20 protein-coding genes are annotated in these 23,870 nt (G+C 59.1%); 16 read left to right on the top strand and 4 right to left on the bottom strand.

Translation table 11 applies throughout. The annotated features are described in order from the left end of the window. Positions 1-29 precede the first annotated feature (29 nt). Positions 30-998, top strand: coding sequence for a nitronate monooxygenase family protein (locus IVA78_RS11900; RefSeq protein WP_247419380.1), 969 nt, complete (start codon positions 30-32; stop codon positions 996-998). 22 nt (positions 999-1,020) lie between these two features. Next, positions 1,021-1,794: a thioesterase family protein gene (locus tag IVA78_RS11895; protein ID WP_247419382.1), complete on the top strand. Its 774-nt coding sequence runs from the start codon at positions 1,021-1,023 to the stop codon at positions 1,792-1,794. Positions 1,795-1,871: 77 nt separating this feature from the next. Here the strand turns inward: IVA78_RS11895 and IVA78_RS11890 are convergent, their stop codons facing one another. Then, positions 1,872-3,434: an AMP-binding protein gene (locus IVA78_RS11890; protein WP_247419384.1), complete on the bottom strand. Its 1,563-nt coding sequence runs from the start codon at positions 3,432-3,434 to the stop codon at positions 1,872-1,874. Between the two features lie 112 nt (positions 3,435-3,546). Here IVA78_RS11890 and IVA78_RS11885 point away from each other — a divergent pair, with 112 nt between their 5' ends. From IVA78_RS11885 to IVA78_RS11845, 9 genes are all read left to right on the top strand, one after another. Then, positions 3,547-4,512 (top strand): nitronate monooxygenase, encoded by a 966-nt coding sequence (locus IVA78_RS11885; protein ID WP_247465385.1) that lies wholly within the window; start codon positions 3,547-3,549, stop codon positions 4,510-4,512. Between the two features lie 291 nt (positions 4,513-4,803). Further along, entirely contained in the window at positions 4,804-5,994 is a 1,191-nt protein-coding gene (locus IVA78_RS11880; RefSeq protein ID WP_256468118.1) for an integrase arm-type DNA-binding domain-containing protein, read from the top strand. A gap of 214 nt (positions 5,995-6,208) precedes the next feature. After that, complete coding sequence (locus tag IVA78_RS11875) at positions 6,209-6,448, top strand: AlpA family phage regulatory protein (protein ID WP_247460061.1); 240 nt, start codon at positions 6,209-6,211, stop codon at positions 6,446-6,448. Positions 6,449-7,052: 604 nt separating this feature from the next. Continuing rightward, positions 7,053-8,393 (top strand): virulence-associated E family protein, encoded by a 1,341-nt coding sequence (locus IVA78_RS11870; protein ID WP_247460062.1) that lies wholly within the window; start codon positions 7,053-7,055, stop codon positions 8,391-8,393. A gap of 641 nt (positions 8,394-9,034) precedes the next feature. After that, positions 9,035-9,451 carry a hypothetical protein gene (locus IVA78_RS11865; protein ID WP_247460064.1) on the top strand — a complete coding sequence of 139 codons (417 nt, stop codon included), beginning with the start codon at positions 9,035-9,037 and terminating at the stop codon, positions 9,449-9,451. A gap of 84 nt (positions 9,452-9,535) precedes the next feature. Then, positions 9,536-10,423 (top strand): HK97 family phage prohead protease, encoded by an 888-nt coding sequence (locus tag IVA78_RS11860; protein WP_247460066.1) that lies wholly within the window; start codon positions 9,536-9,538, stop codon positions 10,421-10,423. Positions 10,424-10,447: 24 nt separating this feature from the next. Then, on the top strand, positions 10,448-10,660 hold the full coding sequence (locus IVA78_RS11855) for a hypothetical protein (protein ID WP_247460068.1): 213 nt from the start codon (positions 10,448-10,450) through the stop codon (positions 10,658-10,660). A 1,226-nt stretch (positions 10,661-11,886) separates the two neighbouring features. Further along, complete coding sequence (locus IVA78_RS11850) at positions 11,887-12,072, top strand: hypothetical protein (RefSeq protein WP_247460070.1); 186 nt, start codon at positions 11,887-11,889, stop codon at positions 12,070-12,072. A 389-nt stretch (positions 12,073-12,461) separates the two neighbouring features. Further along, the gene (locus tag IVA78_RS11845) at positions 12,462-13,292 is read left to right on the top strand and encodes a transporter substrate-binding domain-containing protein (RefSeq protein ID WP_247460071.1); all 831 of its coding nucleotides are present in this window, start codon (positions 12,462-12,464) and stop codon (positions 13,290-13,292) included. Between the two features lie 578 nt (positions 13,293-13,870). On the opposite strand, the gene IVA78_RS11840 is transcribed toward IVA78_RS11845, so the two are convergent. After that, positions 13,871-15,400, bottom strand: coding sequence for an OpgC domain-containing protein (locus IVA78_RS11840; RefSeq protein WP_247465380.1), 1,530 nt, complete (start codon positions 15,398-15,400; stop codon positions 13,871-13,873). An 856-nt stretch (positions 15,401-16,256) separates the two neighbouring features. Between IVA78_RS11840 and IVA78_RS11835 the strand changes: the two genes are divergently transcribed. After that, a complete protein-coding gene (locus tag IVA78_RS11835) occupies positions 16,257-16,745 on the top strand; it encodes a hypothetical protein (RefSeq protein ID WP_247465377.1) in 489 nt (162 codons plus the stop codon). Positions 16,746-19,078: 2,333 nt separating this feature from the next. Here the strand turns inward: IVA78_RS11835 and IVA78_RS11830 are convergent. Further along, the gene (locus IVA78_RS11830) at positions 19,079-20,074 is read right to left on the bottom strand and encodes a hypothetical protein (protein ID WP_247460078.1); all 996 of its coding nucleotides are present in this window, start codon (positions 20,072-20,074) and stop codon (positions 19,079-19,081) included. Positions 20,075-21,097: 1,023 nt separating this feature from the next. On the opposite strand from IVA78_RS11830, the gene IVA78_RS11825 reads away from it, so the two are divergent. The 3 genes from IVA78_RS11825 to IVA78_RS11815 all read left to right on the top strand — a co-directional run bounded on the left by IVA78_RS11825 (position 21,098) and on the right by IVA78_RS11815 (position 22,957). Continuing rightward, positions 21,098-21,346 carry a hypothetical protein gene (locus IVA78_RS11825; RefSeq protein WP_247419389.1) on the top strand — a complete coding sequence of 83 codons (249 nt, stop codon included), beginning with the start codon at positions 21,098-21,100 and terminating at the stop codon, positions 21,344-21,346. A 132-nt stretch (positions 21,347-21,478) separates the two neighbouring features. Next, the gene (locus IVA78_RS11820) at positions 21,479-22,189 is read left to right on the top strand and encodes a hypothetical protein (protein ID WP_247419392.1); all 711 of its coding nucleotides are present in this window, start codon (positions 21,479-21,481) and stop codon (positions 22,187-22,189) included. 84 nt (positions 22,190-22,273) lie between these two features. Continuing rightward, positions 22,274-22,957 carry a hypothetical protein gene (locus IVA78_RS11815; protein ID WP_247419395.1) on the top strand — a complete coding sequence of 228 codons (684 nt, stop codon included), beginning with the start codon at positions 22,274-22,276 and terminating at the stop codon, positions 22,955-22,957. A gap of 65 nt (positions 22,958-23,022) precedes the next feature. Here the strand turns inward: IVA78_RS11815 and IVA78_RS11810 are convergent, their stop codons facing one another. Then, positions 23,023-23,247 (bottom strand): hypothetical protein, encoded by a 225-nt coding sequence (locus IVA78_RS11810; protein WP_247298986.1) that lies wholly within the window; start codon positions 23,245-23,247, stop codon positions 23,023-23,025. A gap of 233 nt (positions 23,248-23,480) precedes the next feature. Between IVA78_RS11810 and IVA78_RS11805 the strand changes: the two genes are divergently transcribed. Then, positions 23,481-23,771: a hypothetical protein gene (locus IVA78_RS11805; protein ID WP_247278935.1), complete on the top strand. Its 291-nt coding sequence runs from the start codon at positions 23,481-23,483 to the stop codon at positions 23,769-23,771. Positions 23,772-23,870 lie beyond the last annotated feature (99 nt).

Genomic DNA, 23,870 nt, shown 5'->3' with positions numbered 1-23,870 from the left:
TGTGACCGCCAAGAGAGGACCGTTCCGCAATGTCCATGCCTGCCTTGTTTAAGGGGCGCCTGTCGATCCCGGTGATCGGTTCGCCGCTGTTCATCATCTCGGTGCCTGATCTCGTGATCGCGCAGTGCAAGGCGGGTGTGGTCGGCTCGTTTCCGGCGCTGAACGCGCGGCCGCCGGAATTGCTCGACGAATGGCTGGCGCGGATCACCGAGGAACTCGCGGCCTATGACCGCGCGCACCCCGACAAGCCGTCGGCGCCGTTCGCAGTCAACCAGATCGTGCACAAATCGAACAACCGGCTCGATCACGACATGCAGCTCTGCGCCAAGTACAAGGTGCCGATGATCATCTCCTCGCTCGGGGCGCGCGAGGAGCTGAACCAGGCCGTGCACGGCTGGGGCGGCATCGTCTTCCACGACGTGATCAACCAGAAATTCGCGCACAAGGCGATCGAGAAGGGCGCCGACGGCCTCATCCTGGTTGCGGCCGGCGCCGGCGGCCATGCCGGCACCATCTCGCCGCTCGCCTTCGTCGCCGAGACGCGAAAGTGGTTCGACGGGCCGATCGCGCTGTCGGGCGCGATCGGCAACGGCAAGGCGATCCGCGCCGCGCGCATCCTCGGTGCAGATTTCGCCTATATCGGCTCGGCCTTTATTGCGACCAAGGAAGCCAACGCCGTCGACAAGTACAAGGAGATGATCGCCGGCTCGAGCGCCGACGACATCGTCTATTCCAACCTCTTCACCGGGGTGCACGGCAATTATCTGAAACCCTCGATCCTCGCCGCCGGGATGGATCCGGACGACCTGCCGACCTCCGATCCCTCCAAGATGAACTTCGGCACCGACGCCTCCGGCGAACGCGCCAAGCCGAAGGCCTGGAAGGAGATCTGGGGCTCGGGCCAGGGCATCGGCAGCGTCGAGGGCATCGTGCCCGCCGCCGAAATGATCGCGCGCTTCAAGAAGGAATACGACGAAGCGATCGATCCGCCGTTGTAATCGCGCCGAGCTCGAGTGCAGCATGCCTCCCATCTACCGCGTCGACGGCAACAGCGTCGTCACCAGCCCGGACGCCGCCGGACCCTGGGACCGTCGCATGCAGCACGGCTCGGCGCCGGCATCGCTGGTGACGTGGGCGGCCGAGCGCATTCCGACCCCTGTTCCGATGGACATCGCGCGCGTCACGATCGATCTGATGCGTCCGGTGCCGGTCGCGCCGCTCACGATTGCGACCGAGGTTTTGCGCGAGGGCCGCAAGATCCAGCTCTGCGAGATAAAGCTGCTCGCCGACGGCGTGCAGGTAGTCGGCGCCACCGTGCTCAAGATCAGGCGGCAGAGCCTGAACCTGCCCGATGACGTCAAGGAGCTGTCGGTCACGTTGCCATCGCCGGAGGACTCCCTGGTCGAGGACGGTCATGCCGCCACCAGCCCGTTCGTGCGAGCGGTCTCCATGCGTGCCGCGCGCGGCCGGTTCGGCCAGGCCGGCGCCGGCGCGATCTGGTTTCGCGTCGATCATCCCCTGATCGCGGGCGAGGCGATCTCGCAGGCGATGCGCGCCGTGGTCGCCGCCGACTTCTCCAACGGCACCGCCTCGACGCTCGACTTCCGCGCCTGGACCTACATCAACGCCGATCTTACCGTGAGCTTGTCGCGGCAGCCGGTGGGCGAGTGGATTCTGCTCGATGGCGACTCCTGGATCGGCCCAGAAGGCGCGGGGCTGGCAATGTCGCGCTTGGCTGACCGGCAGGGCTATTTCGGCCGGGCGGTGCAGAGCCTGGTGATCGACAAGCGGTGAGGGGCAAGCCCGCGCCTCAGCTTCGCTGTCATGCTCCGCGAAGGCATGGACGCTGCGTCGCATCTCGCGACATTCGCTCACCCCACCATCCGGTCGCGCCCGCTCCAGAAGCCGGCGCGCAGCACCTTCTTGTCGACCTTGCCGACGCCGGTCATCGGCAGCTGCTTGACGAACTGGATCTGCTTGGGCGCGTGCGCCGAGCCCTTGCGCGTCTTCACCAGGTTGATCAACTCGTCCGGATCGGGCCTTGCGCCCTCGCGCGGCACGACGATGGCGGTGACGGCCTCGCCCCATTTCTCGTCGGGAATGCCGACGACAGCGACCATGGCGACGTCGGCATGCTGCGACAGCACGTCTTCGACTTCGCGCGGGAAGATGTTGAAGCCGCCGGAGACGATCATGTCCTTCTTGCGGTCGAGGATGAACATGTAGCCACGCTCATCCATGCGCGCGATGTCGCCGGTGTGGACCCAGCCGTTCTTCAGCGTCTCGGCGGTGATGTCCGGCCGCTTCCAGTACTCGGCCATCACGTGCGGCGCGCGCACGCAGATCTCGCCCGGCTCGCCCGTCTTCACCTCCTGGTCGTTGTCGTCGAGGATCTTGACCTCGCAGGCCGCGATCGGGAAGCCGCAGGACAGGAACAGCTCCGGTGTCTTGGGGTCGTGATCCGCCTTGCGCAGCACCGAGACGGGATAGCATTCGGTCTGCCCGTAAAGCTGCGAGAACACCGGCCCGATGCGCTCGATGCCCTCGACCAGCCGGCTCGGCGACATCGCGGAGGCGCCATAAAGCACCAGCTCGAGCGAAGACAGATCGGTCCTGCCGAGCGCGGGATAATCAAGCAGCACATAGATCATGGTCGGCACGAGCAGCGTGAAGTTGATGCGCTCGCGCGCAATCGTCGCCAGCACGGCCTCGGGATCGAAACTCTTGAGCATGTGCACGGTGCCACCGCGCATCAAGGTCGGCAGCACCTTCGTGCCCGCGACATGGCTGATCGGCGCGACCGTGAGATAGCGCGCGGTGTCGGGGATCTCGAAGTCGGCGAGGATCGCGCCGGCAGCTCCGGCGTTCTCGCGGTGATAGCGCAGCGCGCCCTTGGATTTACCGGTCGTGCCGCCAGTGTAGTTCAGCGTGGCGAGATCGTCAGGCCCGGCGAGGCACCGCGCGCTGGCGTGGCCCTCGATCTCGATCGCCTGCAAGAGGTCGACGCCGTAGTCCGCGGATCCCATGGTGAAGACCGCCTTGAGCCGGCCGGCCTTCGCGGCGAGTTCGCCGCCGCGGTTGCGGAAGGCGGCCGCATCGACCACCAGCATCTCGGCCTCGGAATCCTCCAGCTGAAACAGCTGGTCGTCCAGCGATCCCAGAGGATGCAGCCAGGTGATGCAGAGCCGCGCCAATTGCGCAGCAACGCCCGCGCACCAGCTGTCGGCGCGGTTGGCGGTGAGGAAGGCGACGCGCGCGCCGGGCTGCAATCCAAGCCGCATGAACACAGCCTGCATGCGTCCGATCAGGTCGATGGTGCCCTGATAGCTCAGCGATCCCTCAGGCCAGGCGAAAGCGGTGCGGTCGGGATAGCGCGACAGTGCCCGTAGCGTCTGCGCACAAGCCGGGGACGATGCGTGGAGCGGATCGGACATATGTTTCCTGTTTCCTCGTTGCTTTGTCATCGGCTTCTGGCGTGCCAATGTTGCTGATGAGGCTAGCACAGCGAATGCGGGATGGAACGACGAAGCCCGCAGGGAGGCATGCATGCCGGCGGATCGACTGCAACGTTTCCGCGATCGTCTCGCTCTGCCGCTGATCGCGGCGCCGATGTTCCTGGTGTCGGGGGTCGAGCTGATGGTCGCGGCCTGCCGCAACGGGGTGATCGGCAGCTTTCCGAGCGCGAATTGCCGTAGCGCGGAACAGCTCGACGAATGGCTCACGGCGATCGAAGCCAGGTTGCGGCAGCACGAAGAGCAAACCGGGCGCAAGGCGGCGCCGCTTTGCCCGAATCTGATCGTGCACCGTTCCAACGCGCGGCTGGAGCAGGATCTCGCCGTACTGCTGCGGCACAGGCCGGAGATCGTTATCACCTCGGTCGGCTCCCCCGCACAGGTCGCAAAGCCGCTGCATGATGCCGGCGCATTGGTGTTGGCGGATGTCGCCTCGATCCGCCACGCCGAGCGTGCAGCGGAAGCCGGTGTGGACGGGCTGGTGCTGCTCACGGCAGGCGCCGGCGGGCAGACCGGCTGGCTCAACCCGTTCGCCTTTGTCCGCGCGGTGCGCGCATTCTACGACGGCATCATTGTGCTTGCGGGCGGCATCAGCGACGGCCGCGCGCTGCATGCCGCCGAAGTGCTCGGCTGCGATCTCGCCTACATGGGCACGAAGTTCATCGCGACGCGCGAGAGCATGGCCGATGACCGCCACAAGCGGATGCTGGTCGAGAGCAGCGCCGACGACGTCCTGCTCACCACCGCCTTCACGGGACTGCAGACCAGCATGCTGAGGCCGTCGATCGTGGCCGCAGGTCTCGATCCCGACGACCTGTCGGCGCACGGGGCGATCGACATCGCCAAGGACATCGACGTCGCCGCCCGCGAGAACCGGCCAAAACGCTGGCGCGACATCTGGAGTGCTGGGCATTCGACGTCGGGCGTGACCGACGTGGTGACCGTGGGCGATCTCGTTGCGCAGACGCGCGCGGAATATCGCGAGGCCGGCGGGCTGTAGTCCCCGTACAAATCCGGAGTCCTAGAGAGGCGCCGTCTCCCGATCACGATTAATCCCGCGCTCTTCCGTCCCGCTCACTTAACGGCAGATTAAGAAAAGGTCCCTTTCAGACCCATTAAATCTCATTAATTAACTCCCAAAAAGGTCATTATCTCCTTGGTCCAATGAACTTTTTCTGTTCAAGACCATTAACCTTGGTTAAGATCCGTGAAGGGCTCGGAGTTAATTGAGAGTTAATTACTGGACTTACAGGGCATGGGAATAAATTCCTAACAGAGCGATCGGTTCGTCATGGCACGCCCTCGAAGCGATGGGAGCCCGGCAGCGGCTCCGGACAAACGCAAACTGAGCAACTTCGTCATCAACTCTCTCAAGCCGAGGGCGAAACCCTACACGGTGTGGGACACGAGCATGCGAGGGTTCGCCCTCGTGGTCCACGCGTCGGGCAGGAAAGTCTGGAAGGCCATCTACTCTCGGAGGGGGCGACCACGGTGGTATCACATCGGCGATGCATCGGTCATCAGCCTCGCAGATGCCCGCCAACTGGCAGGCACCATCCTACTGCGGGCGAGCAAGGGTGAGGACCCGCAAGCCGAGCGCAAGGCGGAGCGGCTGTCCGGGACATTCGAAGAGCTGGCTGCCAAGTATCGCGACTACGCCGAGCACAAGAAGAAGCGAAACAAGAGCTGGGAGCAACCTGACTATCTCGTCAAGAAGCATCTCCTGCCGCGATGGGCCAAGCTTCAGGTCACCGACATCAAGCGATCCGACGTGAGGACAATGATGGCCGCGATTGCGGCACCGATCGTCGCCAATCAAACGTTAGCCGCCGCGTCCGCGATCTTCACGTGGGGCGCGAAGGAAGAGTTGATCGCGTCGGGGTTCGTCAATCCCTGCATCGGCGTCGAGCGCAACGCGACCAACGAGCGCGAGCGGATCTTGGCAGACAGCGAGCTACCGAAATTCTGGGCCGCGTTCGACGACGCGGGTCTGGTCAAGAGCAGCGCGCTGAAGATGATCCTGCTCACCAGGCAACGACCGGGCGAAGTCAGCCACATGCGGGTAGAGCACCTCAAGGATGGCTGGTGGGAGATGCCGGGTGAGCGGGACGTCAGGCTGGATTGGCCCGGGACGAAGAATACCAAGTCAAACCGGGTCTGGCTCTCGAAGACGGCACGAGAGATCATCAGTGCGATGGATGCGACCGGCTTCGTGTTCACAGGTCAGCGCGGTGGAGCGATCTCCGGCCTCGATAAGGCGATGCGGGATATCTGCAAGCAGCTCGGAGTTGAACGAGCAACGCCGCATGATCTCCGCCGGACCTGCGGCTCCACCATCACCGGTCTCGGTTTCGGCAGGGACGCGATGGATCGCATCCTCAATCACGTAGAGGGTTCGACCACAGATATCTACGATCGCCACAAGTACGCGAAGGAAGATCGCAAGATCATGGAGAAGGTGGCGAGCAAGATCATGGGCTGATAGGACGGCCGGGAACCCAGAAATAATATTTACTAGTTAGTCCTGAATAGGTTATATTAAGGACAAGCGGTGACCGCCGCGATCAGCCCGTGCTTCTCGCGCCCAGCGAGGCTTATAAATCCAAATCGGGGCGCCCACTTGAGCCGTGAGGTTCGTGGGCGTTTTTTGTTTTTTACGCCCCGCTTTCGGCTCCTCATTAGGAGTCCGCTTCAAAATGAAGAAGCCAAAACCTGAAACCAAAGTCCGCCTCGTGTTCAAACCTGAGGTGCTAGATCGCGTCGGCGTATCTTATCCCCTTCTTTGGGATTGGATGCGGACCGGCAGGTTCCCCATGAGCCGCGAGGTCGGTGGGAAAGTTGCATGGATCGCATCCGAGATCGACGACTGGATCACGGGCAGGCCGCAGCGGAAGTACAAAACTCGCGCTGAGGAGGTGGAGGCGACACAAAAGTAAGCCCCGCTGAGGCATGGGAGGAAGTGACATTGACTGACAAAGAACAGCGGGACGAAGCCGAGAGCAATCTGTCGATTTAATCAGGAGGAACGACGCCCAAAATTTCGCCGTGGAGATTGTCTGCCAAAAAGGACAATAGTTAGTGACCCTGACCGATTACGATATCGCCGCTAAGAACCTGCCAGCGGTAAGGGCGTCGGTTATGGCAACTCCTTCATCGAGGCCTGGACCAATATCACGCCGACATTGAGTGAGGATGAGCTTGACGACAACTTCACACACAGGGAGAGGAGAACATTTCAATGAAGGGATATTACCATGGACTACACAACAAAAATCCGCGACCGCGATGTCGGCCGGGTCGCGGAGAGAAAAATTACGAGGAGTCGTGAACAGCCTCGTTCTATCACCAGGTCGCACCTGAGTAAATGTACAATCTATGCGTGTCCGGCCGCCCTCGGTTGCCGGACCGCTGGCGAGTTGTTGCGGGCGTGGAGAAGGATCAATCCCCAGACGTCGCTGCATCTTGGAGACGCGTACAAGGCGCTGTGCTCTTGACGTGCAATGGGAACCCTTGCTGCCGACCTCGCGAAGGAGGTCCGTCATGAAAGACGACTCACAAGTCGTTCTGATCCGGAGACGCTATCTGGTGACGTGGCGAGAAACTGCCAAAGGCGGGTTTGGAATTCCGAGCCTCTACAACGCGAGGATCGCGATCGATGCCCTCGGCATCGAGTGCAGCTACGATACATTCCACGAAAAGCTCCTCGTGGGCTTTAAAGGGGATGCCGCAAAGCACGAGCTGACGCAGATCGAAGGAGAGGTGTCTGACCACGTCATCATCAGGCTCAGGCAAATCCTCTCGGAGCAGTACGGCTTCGACTTCACGGAGCAGTACGTCAGAGACGCGGTGATTTCCTTGGCGCTGGAGAACTGCTTCGACCCCGTCTGCGACATGCTCGATGAAGCCGAAGCCGACTGGGACGGCATCGAGCGACTCGATGCGATGGCTGTTGACTACTTCAAGGCCGCTGACACGAAGCTGAACCGGGCCTTCGTTCGCAAAATGATGATCGCGGCGGTTCGGAGGGCTCGCCATCCCGGCTGCAAGTTCGACAACATCGTGGTGTTCGAGAGCCCGGAAGGTTGGTTCAAGAGCACCGCCATTCGCATATTGGCAGGAGACGAGAACTTCTCGGATCAGAGCATTCTCGGAGCTAAGGACCGGGAGATTCAGGAACAACTGGCGGAAGTGTGGATCCACGAGAACGCCGACTTAGCAGGCATGAAGAAGGCAGAGGTGGAGCAAGTCAAGGCATACGCGAGCCGGCAAATCGACAGAGGAAGGCCTGCGTATGGAAGATTCCCGAAGAAGCAGCCACGGCATTGCATCGATGTCGGCACCACGAACAAAATGTCCGAGTATCTTCAATCACCGGACGGCAACCGAAGATTTTGGCCGGTGAAGATTACCAAGTGCGTCGATCTTGAAAAGTTACAGCGAGATCGATTGCAGCTGTGGGGCGAAGCCGCGAGGTGCGAGTCGCAGGGAGAGAGCATCACGCTTGGCGAACTCTGGAATGATGCCGTGAAGGCTCAGGAACAGCGACGCGTCAAGGATTCGTGGGAGCCTGTCCTGGCAAGCCTCACTCCTCAAAAGGTGGTGGCAGACCCCGATGGCTTCGAAAAGAAGGTGGTCCACGAGGTGAAAAAAGCGGAAGTGAACGGTCAGGTGTCTACTCAGTGGCGGGCATCTACTGCAGACTTGCTGAACTTCGCCTTGGGCCTCCGGCCCGGTCACCAGAATAGAGGTCACTCAATGAGGCTATCAGACGCAATGAGGAACATCGGCTGGGAGCGACACTCGCACGGAAAGGTCACCATCGATGATAAGCAGGTCAACGGCTACTTCTGCGATGTCTATTGCTATCCGCAAAAAAGCTGACCATCTGACCCAAATGACCTTTCTACAATCCTAGACTCCCCCGGCAGGATGCACGGATATGTACCCTTTATCCTCTATGCTCTAGAACTCTCTAAATCTTAAAGAGGTCATCTAGGTCATTTAGGTCATCTATACAGGCCTAGTTCCAGGCTTAATTTGCTAGCTGACCTCCTACATGACCTCGATTTTGAGGTCAGCCCCCCTGCCACGAGGAAGGAAAATCACCCGACCCCTGCCACATTGCGTCCGGCCCGTCGTGGTTCAAGCGCGCCGTGGTAGCGCGATGACACAGGGGGTACCCTCACCGAACCCCTGTCAGCCCGCCTGAGGGCCCCATGAAGCCAGAGGTTCCCGCATTGACGCCAGAGCAGCAGGCCGCAGCCGTAAAGCTCCGCGAGACAGCTTTCCCAGAATCGCCAGGGCCATGGCCTGCGAAGATCATCTGGGTGTTCTTCCACCCGCGGCCGCCGCGAAAGCCGCGAGCACCGAAATCAAAAAGGACCATGGGTCCAATTTGCCATCACCCCCATTTCACGGCAGCGTTCCTGTCCGCCGTGAGGTTCGTCGCAAGGACGGCTAGGCCATCAACTCACGCACGATGAGATGTATCTGAAACTCGCTGAGGCGGTAAAGAACACGGCATGACGACCAAGCTACCGTGGCACGTACCAAAAATTATTGATCGCGGAATTCGAGTACCGCCGAAGAAGAACACGTGGCCTACCTTCTTCGAAATAGTTGGCAAGCACTTCGCCTCGCACCAAACTTTCCCTGTCGTTTATCCAGAAGTGAAGATCACTCCCACCTGCGTCGTGAGAAGGCGCCTCTTAACGCGCAAGCGCGTCGGAGAGCTTCGGGCCCGCCGCCGCACGAGAGCGGACAGGCATGACCCCGTCGAATTTCGTCACATCCCGCTGCCTCGCTCGGTGATCGATCAAATTGCCGCCGACTTGAGGATCAAGCGGGCCGATGACGAGCCGGTCACCGATAAGCAATGGGACAAATTAATCAACGACGTGATCGCGACCATCGTCGTGAAGGTGGTGACCCGAAAATAATTGGTAACGCGTTACGCGAACGTGGGATTTGATGGCGTATAGTAATGATTTTAGGAAGCCGTGCCGTTGAGGAAATGAAACGCCATGAGCGCGCTAGTTCACAAGACGACTGAAAGCGATGTCGATCTTAATCGGCTTGACTTCATCCTGTCAGAACCTTTGCCTGATCATTACGACGATATCGTCGGAAATTCCAAGGATACAAAAACCGGCGGCTGGGAAATTCCTCAAAGAAATCTTCCGGCGCTTGCTTTTCATGATTCTAAATCGATCGTTGGTCGCTGGGATGGCGTGAGATGGGAGCGCGGTGCCTTGCGTGGGCGTTTGGTTCTAGCTCCATCTGGGACTTCAAAAATTGTGGATGAGGTGCGGGCTCTTATAAAAAGTGGCTGCCTAAAAGCCTGTTCAGTCGGTTTTCGAGCGCTCGAACGCCTGCCGAGACCTACTGGCGGCTGGCATTATCTTAGGCAATTATTGATCGAGTGCAGCCTTGTAGCGACACCAGCCCTGCCGAGCGCACTTTTGGAAGCCAAGCGGCTCGGCGTTTCCAATGAAACGATCAAGAAGATTTTCAAGGAGCAGAACGAGAACCGTACTATCGCCGAACGAATTAAACAGGCGCGTGCCAACGTCAAGCACTACAGCGCTCAAGAGAGAGCAGCCGTCATCCGTAAGGCGAAAGAGGTACTTGCGCGATCATCTAAACACCAGCAGAAGGCGAACTCGAAAACTCAACCGAAGTTGCTGCCGGCAAGATTACCGCCTCTGTTGTCGCCACAACAAAAGGAGAGGATCGAGCAAGACAAATACAACGCTGAAGTTCTCCGACGGGCGAGAGAGCAGGTCAAAATATACGAGAAGGAAAAGGTGGCGCGAAAGCATCAGGAATACCTGGCGCGCAGAGACCCACCGACATTAGATATAGAGTCCTACGTCACTTGGCGCGGACAGAAATTTCCATATCGCGGTTGAGATAGTCGAAAGATGAAGAGCAGCATGATAAAGAATATCATTATTGAATTCGGCGATGACCTGATGGTGGGACCTGACCTGACCGAGGAAGAGTGGCAACAATTATTGCAGGGCCACCGTGAAGCGGCGATTGAACAACTGCGAATCACGTCTGTGATTGACGAGCGCTATGCCGATATCGAACGTGCAGCATGCGGTTTGTTTTGGCATACCGATGTTGTTGGAAGGGTGCAGTGATGAATGGCGTTGTCGCGGTGATAGTTGACGGGGTTTGGCAGCCGCTCCCGCTTAGCGATGGGCACAACGCGATCGATGCAAGGAATGATTCTTATGTGGTCAATTCGTCAACCAATGAGGTTGATCAGATTGTTTCGTTTTTAAGTCAAGTCATTCGGCGGGCGCAATCTTTGTCAGATCAGGATCAGCGCAGGGTGCGGGATTTTGTTTGTGCTACTCAGTCGATGCTAACCGCGACAACGTATCTGCCCAAATGTGATCAAACGAAATTCGAGTCCGCTTTGCGAGATGTAGCAGCGAGAAATGGATAAGGTCCATGTCGATCCAAGATGCACATGTTTCGACTGAGGAAAGCCGCAACATGCTCATCGCAGAGATGCTGATCGCGGAAGAAATGCAATTGTACGAAACGAATTGGAGATGTTATGTGCCGAGATATGCACAAATCGTATGAATTCAGCGGTGTGAACTTCAGATATTCTACTCGATGCGATGCAAATCATACGAAGCATTTGAGCAATGAGTTGCGAGCGGAGGTTCGTGCACCCGTCTCGTTGAGCGCGACCTTAGCGATGATGATACCGACGAGCACGTCAACACCATCTCGCTAAGGGACGCTGCTCTTTCCTAAGTGGTTGGAGTCCGCGTGTTGAGGGCAGTTCAGGCTTCGCGAGCGGCCAGCGTTCTTTCTTCTGCCGGCCGCTCGACAAAATGACAGGGGCCAGGGGGGCGTATCAAAACAATAGACCGTTTTGGATCGCGGATCACGTGCTGGTCCAAACCTTATAAAAGGACTTTATTCTTGAGGGAATTATTCAGCGTCACAACTTAGAAGGAGCGCGTATGCTACAACGAGGACGCAAATCCGCAGCGGCGGCCAACGTACTCAGATTGAGCGTCAGTGGCGAGCCAGCCCGACTGTCCCCACCGTCATATTTGAGCAAACCTGAGAGGTCCTTGTTCGTAGAAATTGTCGGCGCTTGCGACCTGAGACACTTCGTTGAGTCAGACCTTCCACTTCTCTGCAGCTATATACAAGCCACGCTCGTAGCGAGAGCAGGGCCCGGCGAAGACCTCAAGGCCTGGGAGAGTGCCGTCAAGTTTCAGTGCATGCTGTCAACCCGATTGCGTCTGGCTCCGCAGTCGCGAAGCGACCCCGTCAAGGTTGCCCGGCAAGCTCGAGACCATACCGATCATCAGAGTCGCAAGCCGTGGGAGAATCGGTGATGGACGATCTCGGAGCCTTGATCCGTCGCGACGTGTATCTCCACTCGCTGCTGCCGCTTGACGTTGGAGAATTCACTGATGACAATCTCATCGACAAGCTCAACACCATGGAACTGGTGATGGCGGAGATCATGGCCAACACCCGTGCCATGCAGTCGATGCTAGGAGTTAAAGGAGACGGCTGATACCCAGTGACCAAAAGAGAGGCATACTTTTCATGAAGTCCGCGCGTTAAGGCATGAGCTAGAGCAGCGAGCGAAACGAGGCTTCTGAACACGACGTTTCATCCCGACCTGAGTAGGCTGAGTCGAGCGCAAGCAGTCAAACTCGCGATGTCGGCCCATCGGGGTAAAGCGGACCGCGCAACTGCGCGCCCCCAAGTCCGAAAATGACCCTAAGGCGACCTTGGCAGCGCGCTTCCGATCGCGCCTAGATGCGAACCTCAGATGTGAGGAGCAGGGCAACTGATCGTGTTGATGGCGGTACTCGGGTTGTCGCCTGACGACACCGCTACTATATTTAAGGTGGGTGAATACTTGCCTCGGCGCGCGCTTTGGAATCTGGAGCCTCGTTGATGCATCATGGTCTGATGCTTGGCATTGCCGTACTCGCGACGCTTATCGCCCCAGGCACAAGAAATTGTGCGGACGCTAGATCTCTGGCCGAGGTGCGGCAGACCGGTATCCTACGCCTCTGCGCCAACCCATCCGCACTTCCTTATTCGAACCTCACCGATAGAGGCGGTCTTGCCGGATTCGAAGTCGAACTCGCGGAAGCGTTGGCGCACGAGATGGGATTTGAGCTCGGTGTGACCTGGGTTCGAAACGCCGGTGATATTAAGAACTCGGATTGCGATATCTTGATGGACGTCGTCGCCTCCGCCGCAAGCTACGATCGGGAGGGACTTACCGGGCCGCTGACAACCCATCTACCTCTTCGCTTTTCGAGACCTTACGCAGACAGCGGTGTTGTCCTCGTCATTTCATCTCGATCTTCGGTTCGTCGGCTTAACGATTTGCACGGTCAGAAGATTGGCGTCATGGTTGGCACCATTGAGCACGAGTGGTTGGCCAAACACGACTTCCGCGTTTCGGTCTTCGCCTCTCAGGAGGACATAATTGCCGCGATCGAGGCAGGCGAAATCGAAGTCGGCGCCACAAACCCCGTGATTGTCGGCTGGTATCGGCACGAACACCCCAGCACGGCAGTAAGGATACCCGACGGATACGAGCCAGAACCGGCACTGCGCTGGAGTGTTTCAGTCGGGCTTCGCCGAGCGGACGATGCGCTGCTTGCAGCCGTGGATGCTGCGGTGTCACGAGTGGTCGAGCAGCAGATACCAGCGCAGATCTACGCGAAGTATGGCATTACCTATCTACCCCCTTCCGGCGCAGGTCTCCAGTAAGGATGCAAAGCCTGGTGCGACTGACACTACGACCACTGCTCTATCCTCACGGTACAAGCAAGGCTAGATGCCTTGATGATGTTAAGGCGTCTGCTCACGGACAGGAAGCCGCACTGTGCTTACTGAACAGTTCTTCCGCTTATCGCCCCGTCAGCGAAGTAGCGGCGCATCCCATCAAGGTCCGGTTAGTGAAGCACAGCGGAATAGATTTGCTCGCGGTGAGTTCTTCGGATTTTGACCCGAGGCGGACCCGGCGAGTGGTTGCGAATGGTCACGACATCCTGTCGAGTTCAGCAGCGCCGCTGGGGCCGTCATGCATGCCAAACGGACCTCCGACAGCGCCATGGATTCTTGAGTCTGGCTAACTGAAATCTCGAGCCGGCCCTCGGATGCGGACATTCCAGGTGCGACAGACCTCCGGGTAAGATGGCCGATTCGCGGAGTGGTTCGATCACCACGATTCGGCAGGTAGTGGTTCCACCGCAGCAATTCCACTTTGCATCTCGCGCGACATCAGCCGTTTGGTCGCCGGACCGGAGCTGCGTTATGGTGTGCATCCTCTGCAATGAAATCGGATGTCAGGAGCGGGTTGTCGTTGCCTTGGTTTGCTTAATCGAGTTGAGCATCGTCGCGGCCGTAATCAGCAGCAGGATGCCGAAGAAACTGAGTGCGATCTGCATTGCAAGCTCATCTGAGATTTTGACCAGCGCTATGTGGCTGGCAAGCGCGAGCAGAACGCCGAGGCAATAGATTGCCAGGGGGTTCTCGCCGCAGCGGATCGCCCCGCGCATCACCGGCGTCGACAGCCCTCGCCAATTGCGAGGCACAAGCCATACCGCCAAAATCGCAAGGGCAATAAAATGCAGCAATCGCAATGGATCGAGGTCCGATTTGCCCGCCAGATAAGGCAACTTCGCCAGGATCTGTGGGACAAGCACCTCCGGTGGTCCGATGCTCCAACCCAATGCGATAGTCAGGCTGAAAGCCAGATAGAGAACGGCAAGTCCAATCGCCCAGCGTGAGCTCAACCGCGGCCAGAACTTCTTGCCCTCCGTGACACACCACGCACCAAGCACAACCAGCAACTGCCAAGCAAGCGGATTGAAGAACCAAGCGTTGTTCGGCCACGCCGGAACGGTCCAGCCGAAAAGATGCACCGACGCATAAAGCAACAGCGAGGCGCCGAGCGCCACGTTCGGCACTCGGAGCATCAGCCACAGCAGTGGCGCGAACAAAAGATGGAAAATCACGAAGAGAGGCAAGACGTCGGTGTTGACAGGACGGTATTGCAGCATCGCCGCTTGCGCGAGCGTCGCTCCCGGATGTTCCAAGAGAATGCGCGTATTGGTCTCGTCGGCAAGCCGGCCGCCGCCTGCGAGGTAAACCACCACGGCGCAAGCAAGAATGAGCAGCAGAAAAGCGGCGTAAATGTCCCAGCTACGTTGCAGCGTACGGCCGAGCACGCCCGTCCATCCGCCGCGCTCGTGCGCCTTGCCGTAGGCGATCGCGCAGGTCACGCCCGAGGCGAACATGAACACTTCCGCGCTATCGCTGAAGCCATAATTTCGCAGCGTCAGCCAGCTTCCGATGTTGTTGGGGATATGGTTCAGAAAGATGCACCAGAGCGCGATGCCGCGGCAAACATCGATTCGTAGGTCGCGGCCGGGCACTTTCAGCTCCGGAAGCGCGCTCGTCCTAGGCGCAGGTGTCGCGAGCAACTCAGGTTCGAGGTGCAGAAGCCGACCGAGCAACACCTTGGCATCGGGTTCAATCTCCGCCGGCGTTCGGCGAAAGTCAGTGTTCGGCGCGGCGCTATCGCGATGCTTGTCGAGGTCGACAGGCGCTTCACGCCATCGCATCGGCTCCCGGGCATCCGAAAGATCGACCGAACTGATCGTCACCATCTCGACTGAAGGGCTGCGGGATGGCGGCGCAGGCACCTTCATCATGGTGGCGACGGGCCGAAAGGACGGCAATGACAAGCCTTCCGTCGACTCTTCTTCGGTAATAACCTCATATGAGCCGGCCGGTAATAGTCGTTCAGCGCTTGCGATCCGGAATGGGTGCTTGAACACTACCGTTTCGCTCCGCGATCGGGTCATCACCATGATCATTCTCGCAGATTGGCCACGAGGTGCCGCCGTAGCCACTAGCACAGGGGCGATGTCGCCGGGTGCAAGCGACGCCATTCAGCTCTTCGGGCGAATGCGTTCCGATTGAAAACTCAATTGGCCTCCACAGTGAGTGGAGAGCGCTGAAGCTATTTTTCTTTTTCTACGCTTCGTCCCGCTGGAGTACAGCTCCGCGCCAGCGTCACAATCGAACACTCGCAACGGTGCGCTCTTTGTGCCCGAATAGCTATCTGTTTCTTTTATTCGGGTCATCGACCAAACCCAGTCGTGAACTGGCAGCCCCCATTACTGATTCCAATCGGCTCTGGCTCTCCAAGGCGTATGCTGTTGGGCTCGTGAGCATCATGTCGACTTCAGGCAGTTTATCACGCAGAACTCAACGGCTGGGCCGCACTGCACGACGAAACAGGGTCTCCATTCAGAGCCTTCGGGCCTGAAGATCACCCTGATCGCGAGAGGTTGGCGCAAACTGACGTCTTGAAGTGCGAATACGACCTCGGTGGGGTATCGCGATGAATTGCCCTGATGTGGAAGTTATTCATTAGGTGCTCGAACGGAAACGGCGTAGCTTGTTGACTTGGCCGAGTGGATTGCTTGTCCGAGAGAGCTGCCCAAAAACGGCGACACACCGAAGTCGCCGCTTCCACCAAATGGCAGCCCAGTGCCGTCGGTAGGCACACGTCATCCTGAACATTGATATTCAAATCGCATCACGATGCGCTCAGGCAGCGCCTGCGTGCGTTGGGCGACCAATTACAGAGCAAGAAAGGCGAATATCATGAGAATGAGCATTGCAGTTGTTGTTAGCGCTTTGTCGTTTGGGGAGAGAAAGTTGGCGAAGTACGCCCGCGTCGCCACTACCACGTGGCTCGGCCCCTCCGTGCTGATCGTGGCGCACATTCTTGAAAGAATCGGACTTGCCATGGTCGGGGCCGCGGGCGGTCTGTACGTGGCCGTAGGAATGATGCGCATGGAGAACGGTTTTTTTCGAAACGAATGGATCGTCTTGTTGATGATGCTTTACGGGGGCTTTGGCTTTTACGTGGGCATCGATCTGCCTAGCCGTCTTGCGCAGACAGTAAAATCCACCAGACCGGGAGAATGGAGCTTTGGCACCGACGCGGCGGCGATAGCTAGCGGGGCCGGAACTTTCTTTGCCGCGACAGCGGTGTTTCTCTCCGTTGGCATCATTGTCTTTGACCACATCATGCGGGATGGATTCAGCGTTATGGTGGCATGCTGTTGGGTGCTAGGCACTTCGGTTCAGATTGCTGCCGGCGCCATAGGCCGCAGCAAAGTCATGGTCGAGGATGGTCAGTGAGGACCAAGATGTGGGGTAAAGATAAATCAATGTCCCTTTGGACGGCCGAGAAGCTAGGCGAGAAAGCCAAGGCAGACGCTGAGAACGACAACTACAATCCACCACATTCGTGGTGGCCCGGCCGATACAGCGTTGGTACCGAAGCCCGCGACAAGTACGACAGAGCTTTTAATCTTCATCACAGCGACAAGGACGAGTGCTAGGCCACCTCAGGCGACCTCTTTCATTCGGCCGGCAAGCTGAAATGCTATCAATGAGAAGAAGGCAGGGAATGGCCGACAAGGTGGACGGGTCTAATCTCCGCTACAGCATCGGGGTTGTAGGCGTACTGAAACGACGCTCGTCCAGAACGGACCTCCGCTCGGATGGCCCCCGTCACGTGCCTGAACTGGACCATGTGTAAGTTTGCGTGCCGATGGGTGCGGGATCACGATCTTTGTTTGGTTTGTCCGGGACGGACAGGCAGGGAAACGAGGACGCCGCATAACGCGCAGGGGAGCATGTGCATGTGGTGGAGGAGGTCGAGAGACGGCTCAATTCCATCCGACGCCATGCGGACGCGGCGCGAGATAGGTCGAGCATCCCTTCGGCTCGATCAACGCCCGCGCGGGGAACTCCGTCAAACGGCGCCGCCGCGCGGCGCTATGAATACGTTGGCCGCTACTTAGACGACCGACGCGAAAACATCGGCGGCCTGCAACGATTGTCGACCACGGCCGCCTCTGAGCTATCCGTTTCCACAAAACCAAGACCCCAAGTGGCCCTGCGGCCGTCCCGTAAACCGAGGACTAATCGTCGCCATTAATATTTGGAATATGAGCATTATTGACCAGTGAGCGCGGCACTTTGGGTGCATACTGCCACTCATCGAAGAGTGAGTTAATTGCCGTTGGTTCCATTATATTGGCCCGAGGTCCTCAAATGAGTTCTCTTAAGCGGCGCATTGAAGCCGCCGTCGACTCGCGCATTGCAGCCCTCACCGAAGTGCGAATTGCAGCCGTCGCTGCGACGGCGGCTAATTTAAGAACTCAGTTGGACGAATTGGACCAGCTGCGCGATCAGATCAGAGTGTCTGGGCTGAGATTGCGGGCGACGACTATTGGCGGACGAGGATGCGAAGCGAGACGCTCGGGTCGAGGCGACCGAAGGAAATGACCTCTCCGTTGCACTAGGCTGGCCACCTAACTATACGTAGTCATGTTCGTTTTTTTGATGCAGCGGTCACAATAGTTAACTAACGTGGTTCTATCGTCGGCCCATCTTCGGCAGCTATCCGACGACTGTGAGCAGAAGACTCGCGCCTTTTCAGCGTGAGTAGCCATGCCAAAAAACTCTCCCCGCCCGATCTGCCCGAACTGCGGTAAGCCGATGCACTTCGTTATCGTCAAGACAGGCGGTCGTAAGTTTCGGTGTATCAAGTGCGACGACATTGATCCAATGCAGGTCCCGGAGTTTCAAGCCTGGACCACCAGCGAATTGCGCCCGCCGAAAACGACATGAAGGGCACCTCGTACAACATCAGGGTATAGAGTACACCGTAGTCCAAACGGCCAATCCTTTCAGCACGATCGGCGCCATGGGACTGCGCCGCAAGGTCTCAGTCTTCCGGTGTGAACACTGCCTGCGAATAGAGAACGAGTAAGGTCGCTTCACGGCCTCACGTGGCCTGCTTTAGTGTGCAATTTTGCTCAGACCCCACGCTAGGGATGTGCAATTTGTGTCAGCATCGGGGTTTTGCTCACCCTCCCGGGGCTGGAATGCCGCCGTCCGCGCTTATTTAAGCGGGCGGCGTTTTTGCTATGAGAACGGTCGCCCGGCTAAGTCGCTTCCACATGGCACCGCGCGGGAGGAGATGGATCCGAAGAGCCGCCCAGCCGTCCGGTTCGCACAGGAGTGGCTGAGATCGCCCGGGCTACAGCCGCCGGAATAGACTCTTCGGCGTGCAGGCTTCAGTGGACGTGAGTTGGCCCGCGTATATCCGAAAACGTCCCGGCGTCGTCATGCGCAGCGTTCCCGACATATCCACCATGTAGCCTAGTGCAATCAAGCGGTCGGCGTGTGCTGCGGGGATTGGGGCAGCCCGGCCATTTACAGGCACGTTGCCAAGCAAAAGCAGCGATGCGAACTCTTCATCAGTTAACATTTCTATTTCTGATGCCATGACCCTTATGGTGGACCGCTTCGGCAATCCTGCATGTTCAATTTTGATCAGACCTCGAAATAAAACGCAGCCGCGTAAGTTGGCGGCCTCTTCATTATAGAGCTGTCATGGAACTCAAGAGTATGATGCGCGAGGTACTTCGCCTCGGTTCTAGTGATGGAATCCGAGTCTTTCACGCCCGCTTTTTCGCTCGCTTTTTCCGACCCCCACGTAGCGCCATGTTGATTTGTTGCTCGCCCTGCGTGAACTCCAAAACCTCGATGATCTTGTAGTGTGGTGTACCATCGTCGGTTGCTGCTGGAGTGATTTCCATTCTAACCTTATACCGATCATTCATGAAGGCCGCGCCACGCTTTACGGCATCCTTCGCGATGTTCGTCCCTTTAATGTCGGCGTAGATTGGCTTTCTTTTATAAATGAACCGCCAGTTCGGAGCCTTCGTGTCGAACACCGGTCCGTGTGAATATAGGACTGCCGTTACGATCTTCGGCGTTTGCTCCTCATCCTCCTCGACTGGATCTAATCCGCCAGGATCTTCACACGAGGCGATGATGGCCTGTACATCTTGCTCCTCGTAGACACTGACTGGCTTGTCGTCCTGAAGAAATTCGATCGCGTGAGCTTGGTTGTGGTTCTTGATCGGCGCGAGCGTGCCTTCTACAGCTTCTAACACGCTGGGATTCTGCGCGAGACGAAACACGTCCTTGCCGATTTGCAGCGTGTGTCCAGAACCTTCGAGCTTGATAATGAGCGCGCCTGGCGAGTCCTTTGCTTCTTGCACCGATTCGACCTTGCGGCCATTGCGCCACTTCAAATATCCGAACACGCCACCCGCGACTGTGCCACCGAGCACACCGATTTTCTGCAGAACGTCACCGGCCTTTTTCACGCCCTCGTCGTTCAGGAAATCTTTCACCTGATCCAAAATAGTTTGTAGTGTCTCGAAATTGATCAGAAAACATTTGTGCTCGAACTCGGAGTTCACCAGAACCTTCATGCGTGCCCGGTCCTGATTAAGTTCGGCATTCGCGGCGCGGATCAATTTTCCGAACGCAAGTAGCGCCGGGGCTAGTGCCTCGACATCCATACTGTGATCGCTGTCGTCATCACCGACATACGCGACTTGGAACCGCTTGCGGTTCTCCTCGCCGTCTGTGCCCTCAGCCAAGTGATTCCCCCACAAAGTCAGCCGGGGCACAATCCTACATTGAAAAGGAACCGTCTACTGAACCTGTTGACTCCGTGTTCATGGTCTGTTCTATCGTTGATTTATGGCTGTGGGGACCATCGTCGAGGCTTGGCAACTCGGCTACGGGCTCACCTGTTGAGCCGCCTACGCCCTGGGATTCTTGCGTTGGAATTCGGAGCTCACATCATGACGGGACGTGTCCCATCAGCAGGAAGTGTCCGAGCAAGTGGGCTCATGGCTTGGGCGTCGGCGCTGCCTGACCGCGATACTGGCTCTCTGTGCCCCAAAAGAAAAGCCCAGCCGGGGTTAACCGATGGGGGCCAAAGTCTGATTGGCACCAATTTTGGCACGGTGCCGATCGCATCGAACATAGAAGAGCGGAGAATGTTCCAGAGAAGAGAAGTTGTATTTGCTGGAACTAATATGCTCTGTTCATTTTTGGACAGTCGGGAACCAATTACCTCCGCACGAGTCATCTAGGATTGGTTTGGGGGACGGGACTTCGTAAATGCCAACTAACGAATACTACTTGCGACAAGCCGAAGTTACGGCGCGTATGGCATTAGCCGAGTCCGACCCGGTCAGAGCCGAAGCTCTCCATGTACTTGCGCTAAAGTACTTCGATAAAGCCGAGAAGGCGCGGGCAGGACAAATGACACCGGCGTACCAAATCCCCGGCGGAGGAAAAGATCGGGACCTAGAGAAGTAACGTCCGTGGTTGAGATGATTGGCGACGTCGGCTTCGCGATAATGGGAAACCACAGGAGCAGCGCGAGCGGGCCAAGCTCATCAAGGTTGCCGAAACAACTCTGAGGCAAGGTCGTGGGCGACCCGCCCCACCTCGGAGGAAATGAGTTAATCAAGAGTTAATTTCTGATTTGACCAGCGCAAGAAGTCGCTGTCACAGAAGGACTTCTGGCGTCCGCTACCTTAACGGCAGATTAACCATCGCCCGCCAACAATCCCGTCACGGCCGCCAATCAGGACCGAGAGGGACAGGCGATGGACTTCAACTATCTCGACGGCAAGACAGCCGCGACGCTGGACGAAATCCGCGTTCGCGTGGCCCACGCGCTCGCCCGCCACCCGCTGTGCCGCAACGTCCGCTTCGACATCGTCAGCGTCCCCCGCACCCGCCGGGGCGGCAACTGGACCGTGACGCTGCAATCGGTTGAGCCGCGCGCGGTCTGGGAGGCCTCCGAGATCGTGGCCGACATCCAGGACGCCTACGATCTGGCCCGAGCTGCCTGATTCTCTTGAGTTTTCCGGGCGATGTCGCTGTAGTACGCGCGATTGCCGCCGCAATGGCACGGTTGAGCCTTAATTATCGCCCAGTTTCCGGGCACTGATCACGTGGACTTGAAGCCGGGCGCGGAGGGACGTTTGTCCAAAGCCATCACCATCGTCGTGCTGACCTGTTTCCTGGTCCTCGGGGCTGCCACCACCGCCATTCTCGGGCGCGACAGCGTGCCTAGCGTCAGCGCCGAGATGATCTCGCAGACGCCTCCGGCCAAGCCGCTCGCGGCCAACCGCGCCGCCAAGGCGGACCGTCTGGTTCCGACGCTGGCACTGGCCTCGGCCGCGATCGAGCCGGTGCAGGTCGCCGCCGACAAGCTCGCCCAGGCTCCGGTGCTGACCGAGCCGCTGCGCCAGGCCTTTGCCGCAGCCACGCCTTCCGATTTCCCGATGCCGAAGGCAAGCGCGCACCAAGCGCCCGCCGCAGCGGAGATTCCCGCCGTCGAAGTCCCGGCCAAGCCGAAAGTCGTGGCCAAGCCGCAGCCGCAGAAATCCTATTCGCTGCTGTCCGACGCACAGATCGCGGGCATCAGGGATCGCCTGAAATTGTCCTCGTCGCAGGAATATTACTGGCCCTCGGTCGAGACGGCGCTCCGCAATGTCGTCCGCAAGATCTCGGCGAACAAGCTCTCCAATCCGAACGCGCCGGGCGTGCCGATCGATCCGAATTGCGACGAGGTCCAGCAGTTGAAGTCGGCCGCGATGCCGCTGCTGTTCCAGCTCCGTGACGACCAGAAAGAGGAAGTGCGCAAGCTCGCCCGCATCATCGGGCTGGAGAAGGTCGCGCAGCAGATCTAACCTCAGTTCCTTTGGGAACTGCTTCCGGATCAGGAACATCTGGCAATCAACGTGCGTTGCTCGCCCCAAAGAGGGAGTGGATCAATGCGCGCCTCGACAGCCTATTTCGTCGGTGCCGGAACCATAGTCGCGGCCATCGCCATTGGCCTTGGCGGCGGCATTGTCGCCGGCAACATCATGAATCCGGTCGCGCCCAAGCAGGGGCCCGATACCAGCAAGATGGCGCAACGCGCCGAAGCCGGCAGCGCGCCGGCAGCAACCAACGCACCGTCCGAGCGCGTCAATTATCTCACCGGTTCGCAAGCTTTCGGCGCGATCATTGCCGCACCGGCCGAAGCAAAGCCCGAACCCGCCAAGCCCGACACGCCAACCACTCAGGCGAACGCTGCACCGCCGGCACCGCGACCCTCGCAAGCGGCCGCGGTCGAGCCGCCCAAGGAACAGTCCAAGCCGGCACCAGCCGCGCCCAGGCCTGCGGAGCAGCAGGCGTCGACAGAGCCGGCCGCCGCGCCGGACAATGCCTATGCCAAGGCGCGGGATTCCGACGTGAAGCGCGCCGCCTCCGAACGGCGCCGGGCGGAGCGGCGTGAACGCTGGGCCGAGCGCCGCCACTATTACGAGTCCCGCGAGCCGCGCGGCCTGCGCGACCGCACCGATTGGGACGACGTCGCGCGCAATATCCGCGAAGATTCCGATGCGCGCGACTATGCCGGCCGTTCGCGCAGCGGCTTCCCGCAGATCAGGCTGTTCGGGCCTGATGACGACTAAAACATGATCCGCAAAACCGGGTCCGGGTTCGCTCTGCTGGGGCGCTCCCGGACTTGAGGGCCGGCTCAGCCTCCGTGAGATTCCACGACCTTGCGGCAGGAGTCGGAGAGCTTGGTCTTGTTCTGGCGCAGGCAGGCATTCATCTGCGGCGGCTTGCCGATATGTTCGGCGCAGAATTTGCTGGCATCGCCGCGGCAGGCCATTTGCTCCTGCGGCGTCGGACCGGATTGCGCAGCGGCGGACACGGCGGTGGCGGCGAGCAGCAGCGCGGCAAGAACCGAAATCTTCATAAAGCACCTCTTTGGGATTGTCGTTGGTCCAGTGGGATCAAGCGGGCCGGACGATGTCGCGACAGCCGGGCGCAGGTCCATGCCATGTTCATGGCACCGGGTGCGCCCTTCCGGCCGCCGCACCCCCATCTTCATGGCATGTATCCACGCGCCCTCTTTTGCCATTCAGGCTGCACGTCGGTTGCGAAACCCGGTGATTGCGCCGGGTCGCCGAACGGGAGCGGGAGAGCAAGATGTCGAAAAGAGCGGGAGCGCTGAGCGCCGGGCTGACGATCATGGCGCTGGCGGGTGCGGCGATGGCGTCGCTGGGCACGAGCCCGGCGCAGGCCGTGGTCTATTGCAAGACGGTCGGCGTGCCCAAGGGCTGCGTGGTGCGGCCGGCTGCGGCAGTGGTGGTTGCGCCGGGAGCTCCGGTTGCGCGGGCTGCAGTCGCGACACCCGGTGTCGGCGCGCCCGGTGTCGGCGTGCGCGCAGGGACGCCGATGAACCGCGGCGGCCCGGTCAATCGCGTTGGCGTGCGCTGATCGTCCATTCGGTTGATTTGATTGCATTGCTTCGGGCCGACAGAGCCATGCGGACGAACACCCCGGTCTTCCGCAGAGGCAATCACCCGGCCCGTCCCT

The organism is Bradyrhizobium sp. 137 (assembly GCF_023074095.1).
Taxonomy (GTDB): Bacteria; Pseudomonadota; Alphaproteobacteria; order Rhizobiales; family Xanthobacteraceae; genus Bradyrhizobium.
This window is presented reverse-complemented; position numbering and strand designations above follow the sequence as displayed.

Bases quoted from the DNA above. Each gene is read 5' to 3' on its own strand.
- IVA78_RS11895 (WP_247419382.1), top strand. From the start codon at position 1,021: ATGCCTCCCATCTACCGCGTCGACGGCAACAGCGTCGTCACCAGCCCG.
- IVA78_RS11845 (WP_247460071.1), top strand. From the start codon at position 12,462: ATGCATCATGGTCTGATGCTTGGCATTGCCGTACTCGCGACGCTTATC.
- IVA78_RS11855 (WP_247460068.1), top strand. From the start codon at position 10,448: ATGATAAAGAATATCATTATTGAATTCGGCGATGACCTGATGGTGGGA.
- IVA78_RS11890 (WP_247419384.1), bottom strand. From the start codon at position 3,434: ATGTCCGATCCGCTCCACGCATCGTCCCCGGCTTGTGCGCAGACGCTA.
- IVA78_RS11860 (WP_247460066.1), top strand. From the start codon at position 9,536: ATGAGCGCGCTAGTTCACAAGACGACTGAAAGCGATGTCGATCTTAAT.
- IVA78_RS11880 (WP_256468118.1), top strand. From the start codon at position 4,804: ATGGCACGCCCTCGAAGCGATGGGAGCCCGGCAGCGGCTCCGGACAAA.
- IVA78_RS11900 (WP_247419380.1), top strand. From the start codon at position 30: ATGTCCATGCCTGCCTTGTTTAAGGGGCGCCTGTCGATCCCGGTGATC.
- IVA78_RS11865 (WP_247460064.1), top strand. From the start codon at position 9,035: ATGACGACCAAGCTACCGTGGCACGTACCAAAAATTATTGATCGCGGA.
- IVA78_RS11885 (WP_247465385.1), top strand. From the start codon at position 3,547: ATGCCGGCGGATCGACTGCAACGTTTCCGCGATCGTCTCGCTCTGCCG.
- IVA78_RS11850 (WP_247460070.1), top strand. From the start codon at position 11,887: ATGGACGATCTCGGAGCCTTGATCCGTCGCGACGTGTATCTCCACTCG.
- IVA78_RS11825 (WP_247419389.1), top strand. From the start codon at position 21,098: ATGGACTTCAACTATCTCGACGGCAAGACAGCCGCGACGCTGGACGAA.
- IVA78_RS11805 (WP_247278935.1), top strand. From the start codon at position 23,481: ATGTCGAAAAGAGCGGGAGCGCTGAGCGCCGGGCTGACGATCATGGCG.
- IVA78_RS11875 (WP_247460061.1), top strand. From the start codon at position 6,209: ATGAAGAAGCCAAAACCTGAAACCAAAGTCCGCCTCGTGTTCAAACCT.
- IVA78_RS11810 (WP_247298986.1), bottom strand. From the start codon at position 23,247: ATGAAGATTTCGGTTCTTGCCGCGCTGCTGCTCGCCGCCACCGCCGTG.
- IVA78_RS11815 (WP_247419395.1), top strand. From the start codon at position 22,274: ATGCGCGCCTCGACAGCCTATTTCGTCGGTGCCGGAACCATAGTCGCG.
- IVA78_RS11840 (WP_247465380.1), bottom strand. From the start codon at position 15,400: ATGGTGATGACCCGATCGCGGAGCGAAACGGTAGTGTTCAAGCACCCA.
- IVA78_RS11870 (WP_247460062.1), top strand. From the start codon at position 7,053: ATGAAAGACGACTCACAAGTCGTTCTGATCCGGAGACGCTATCTGGTG.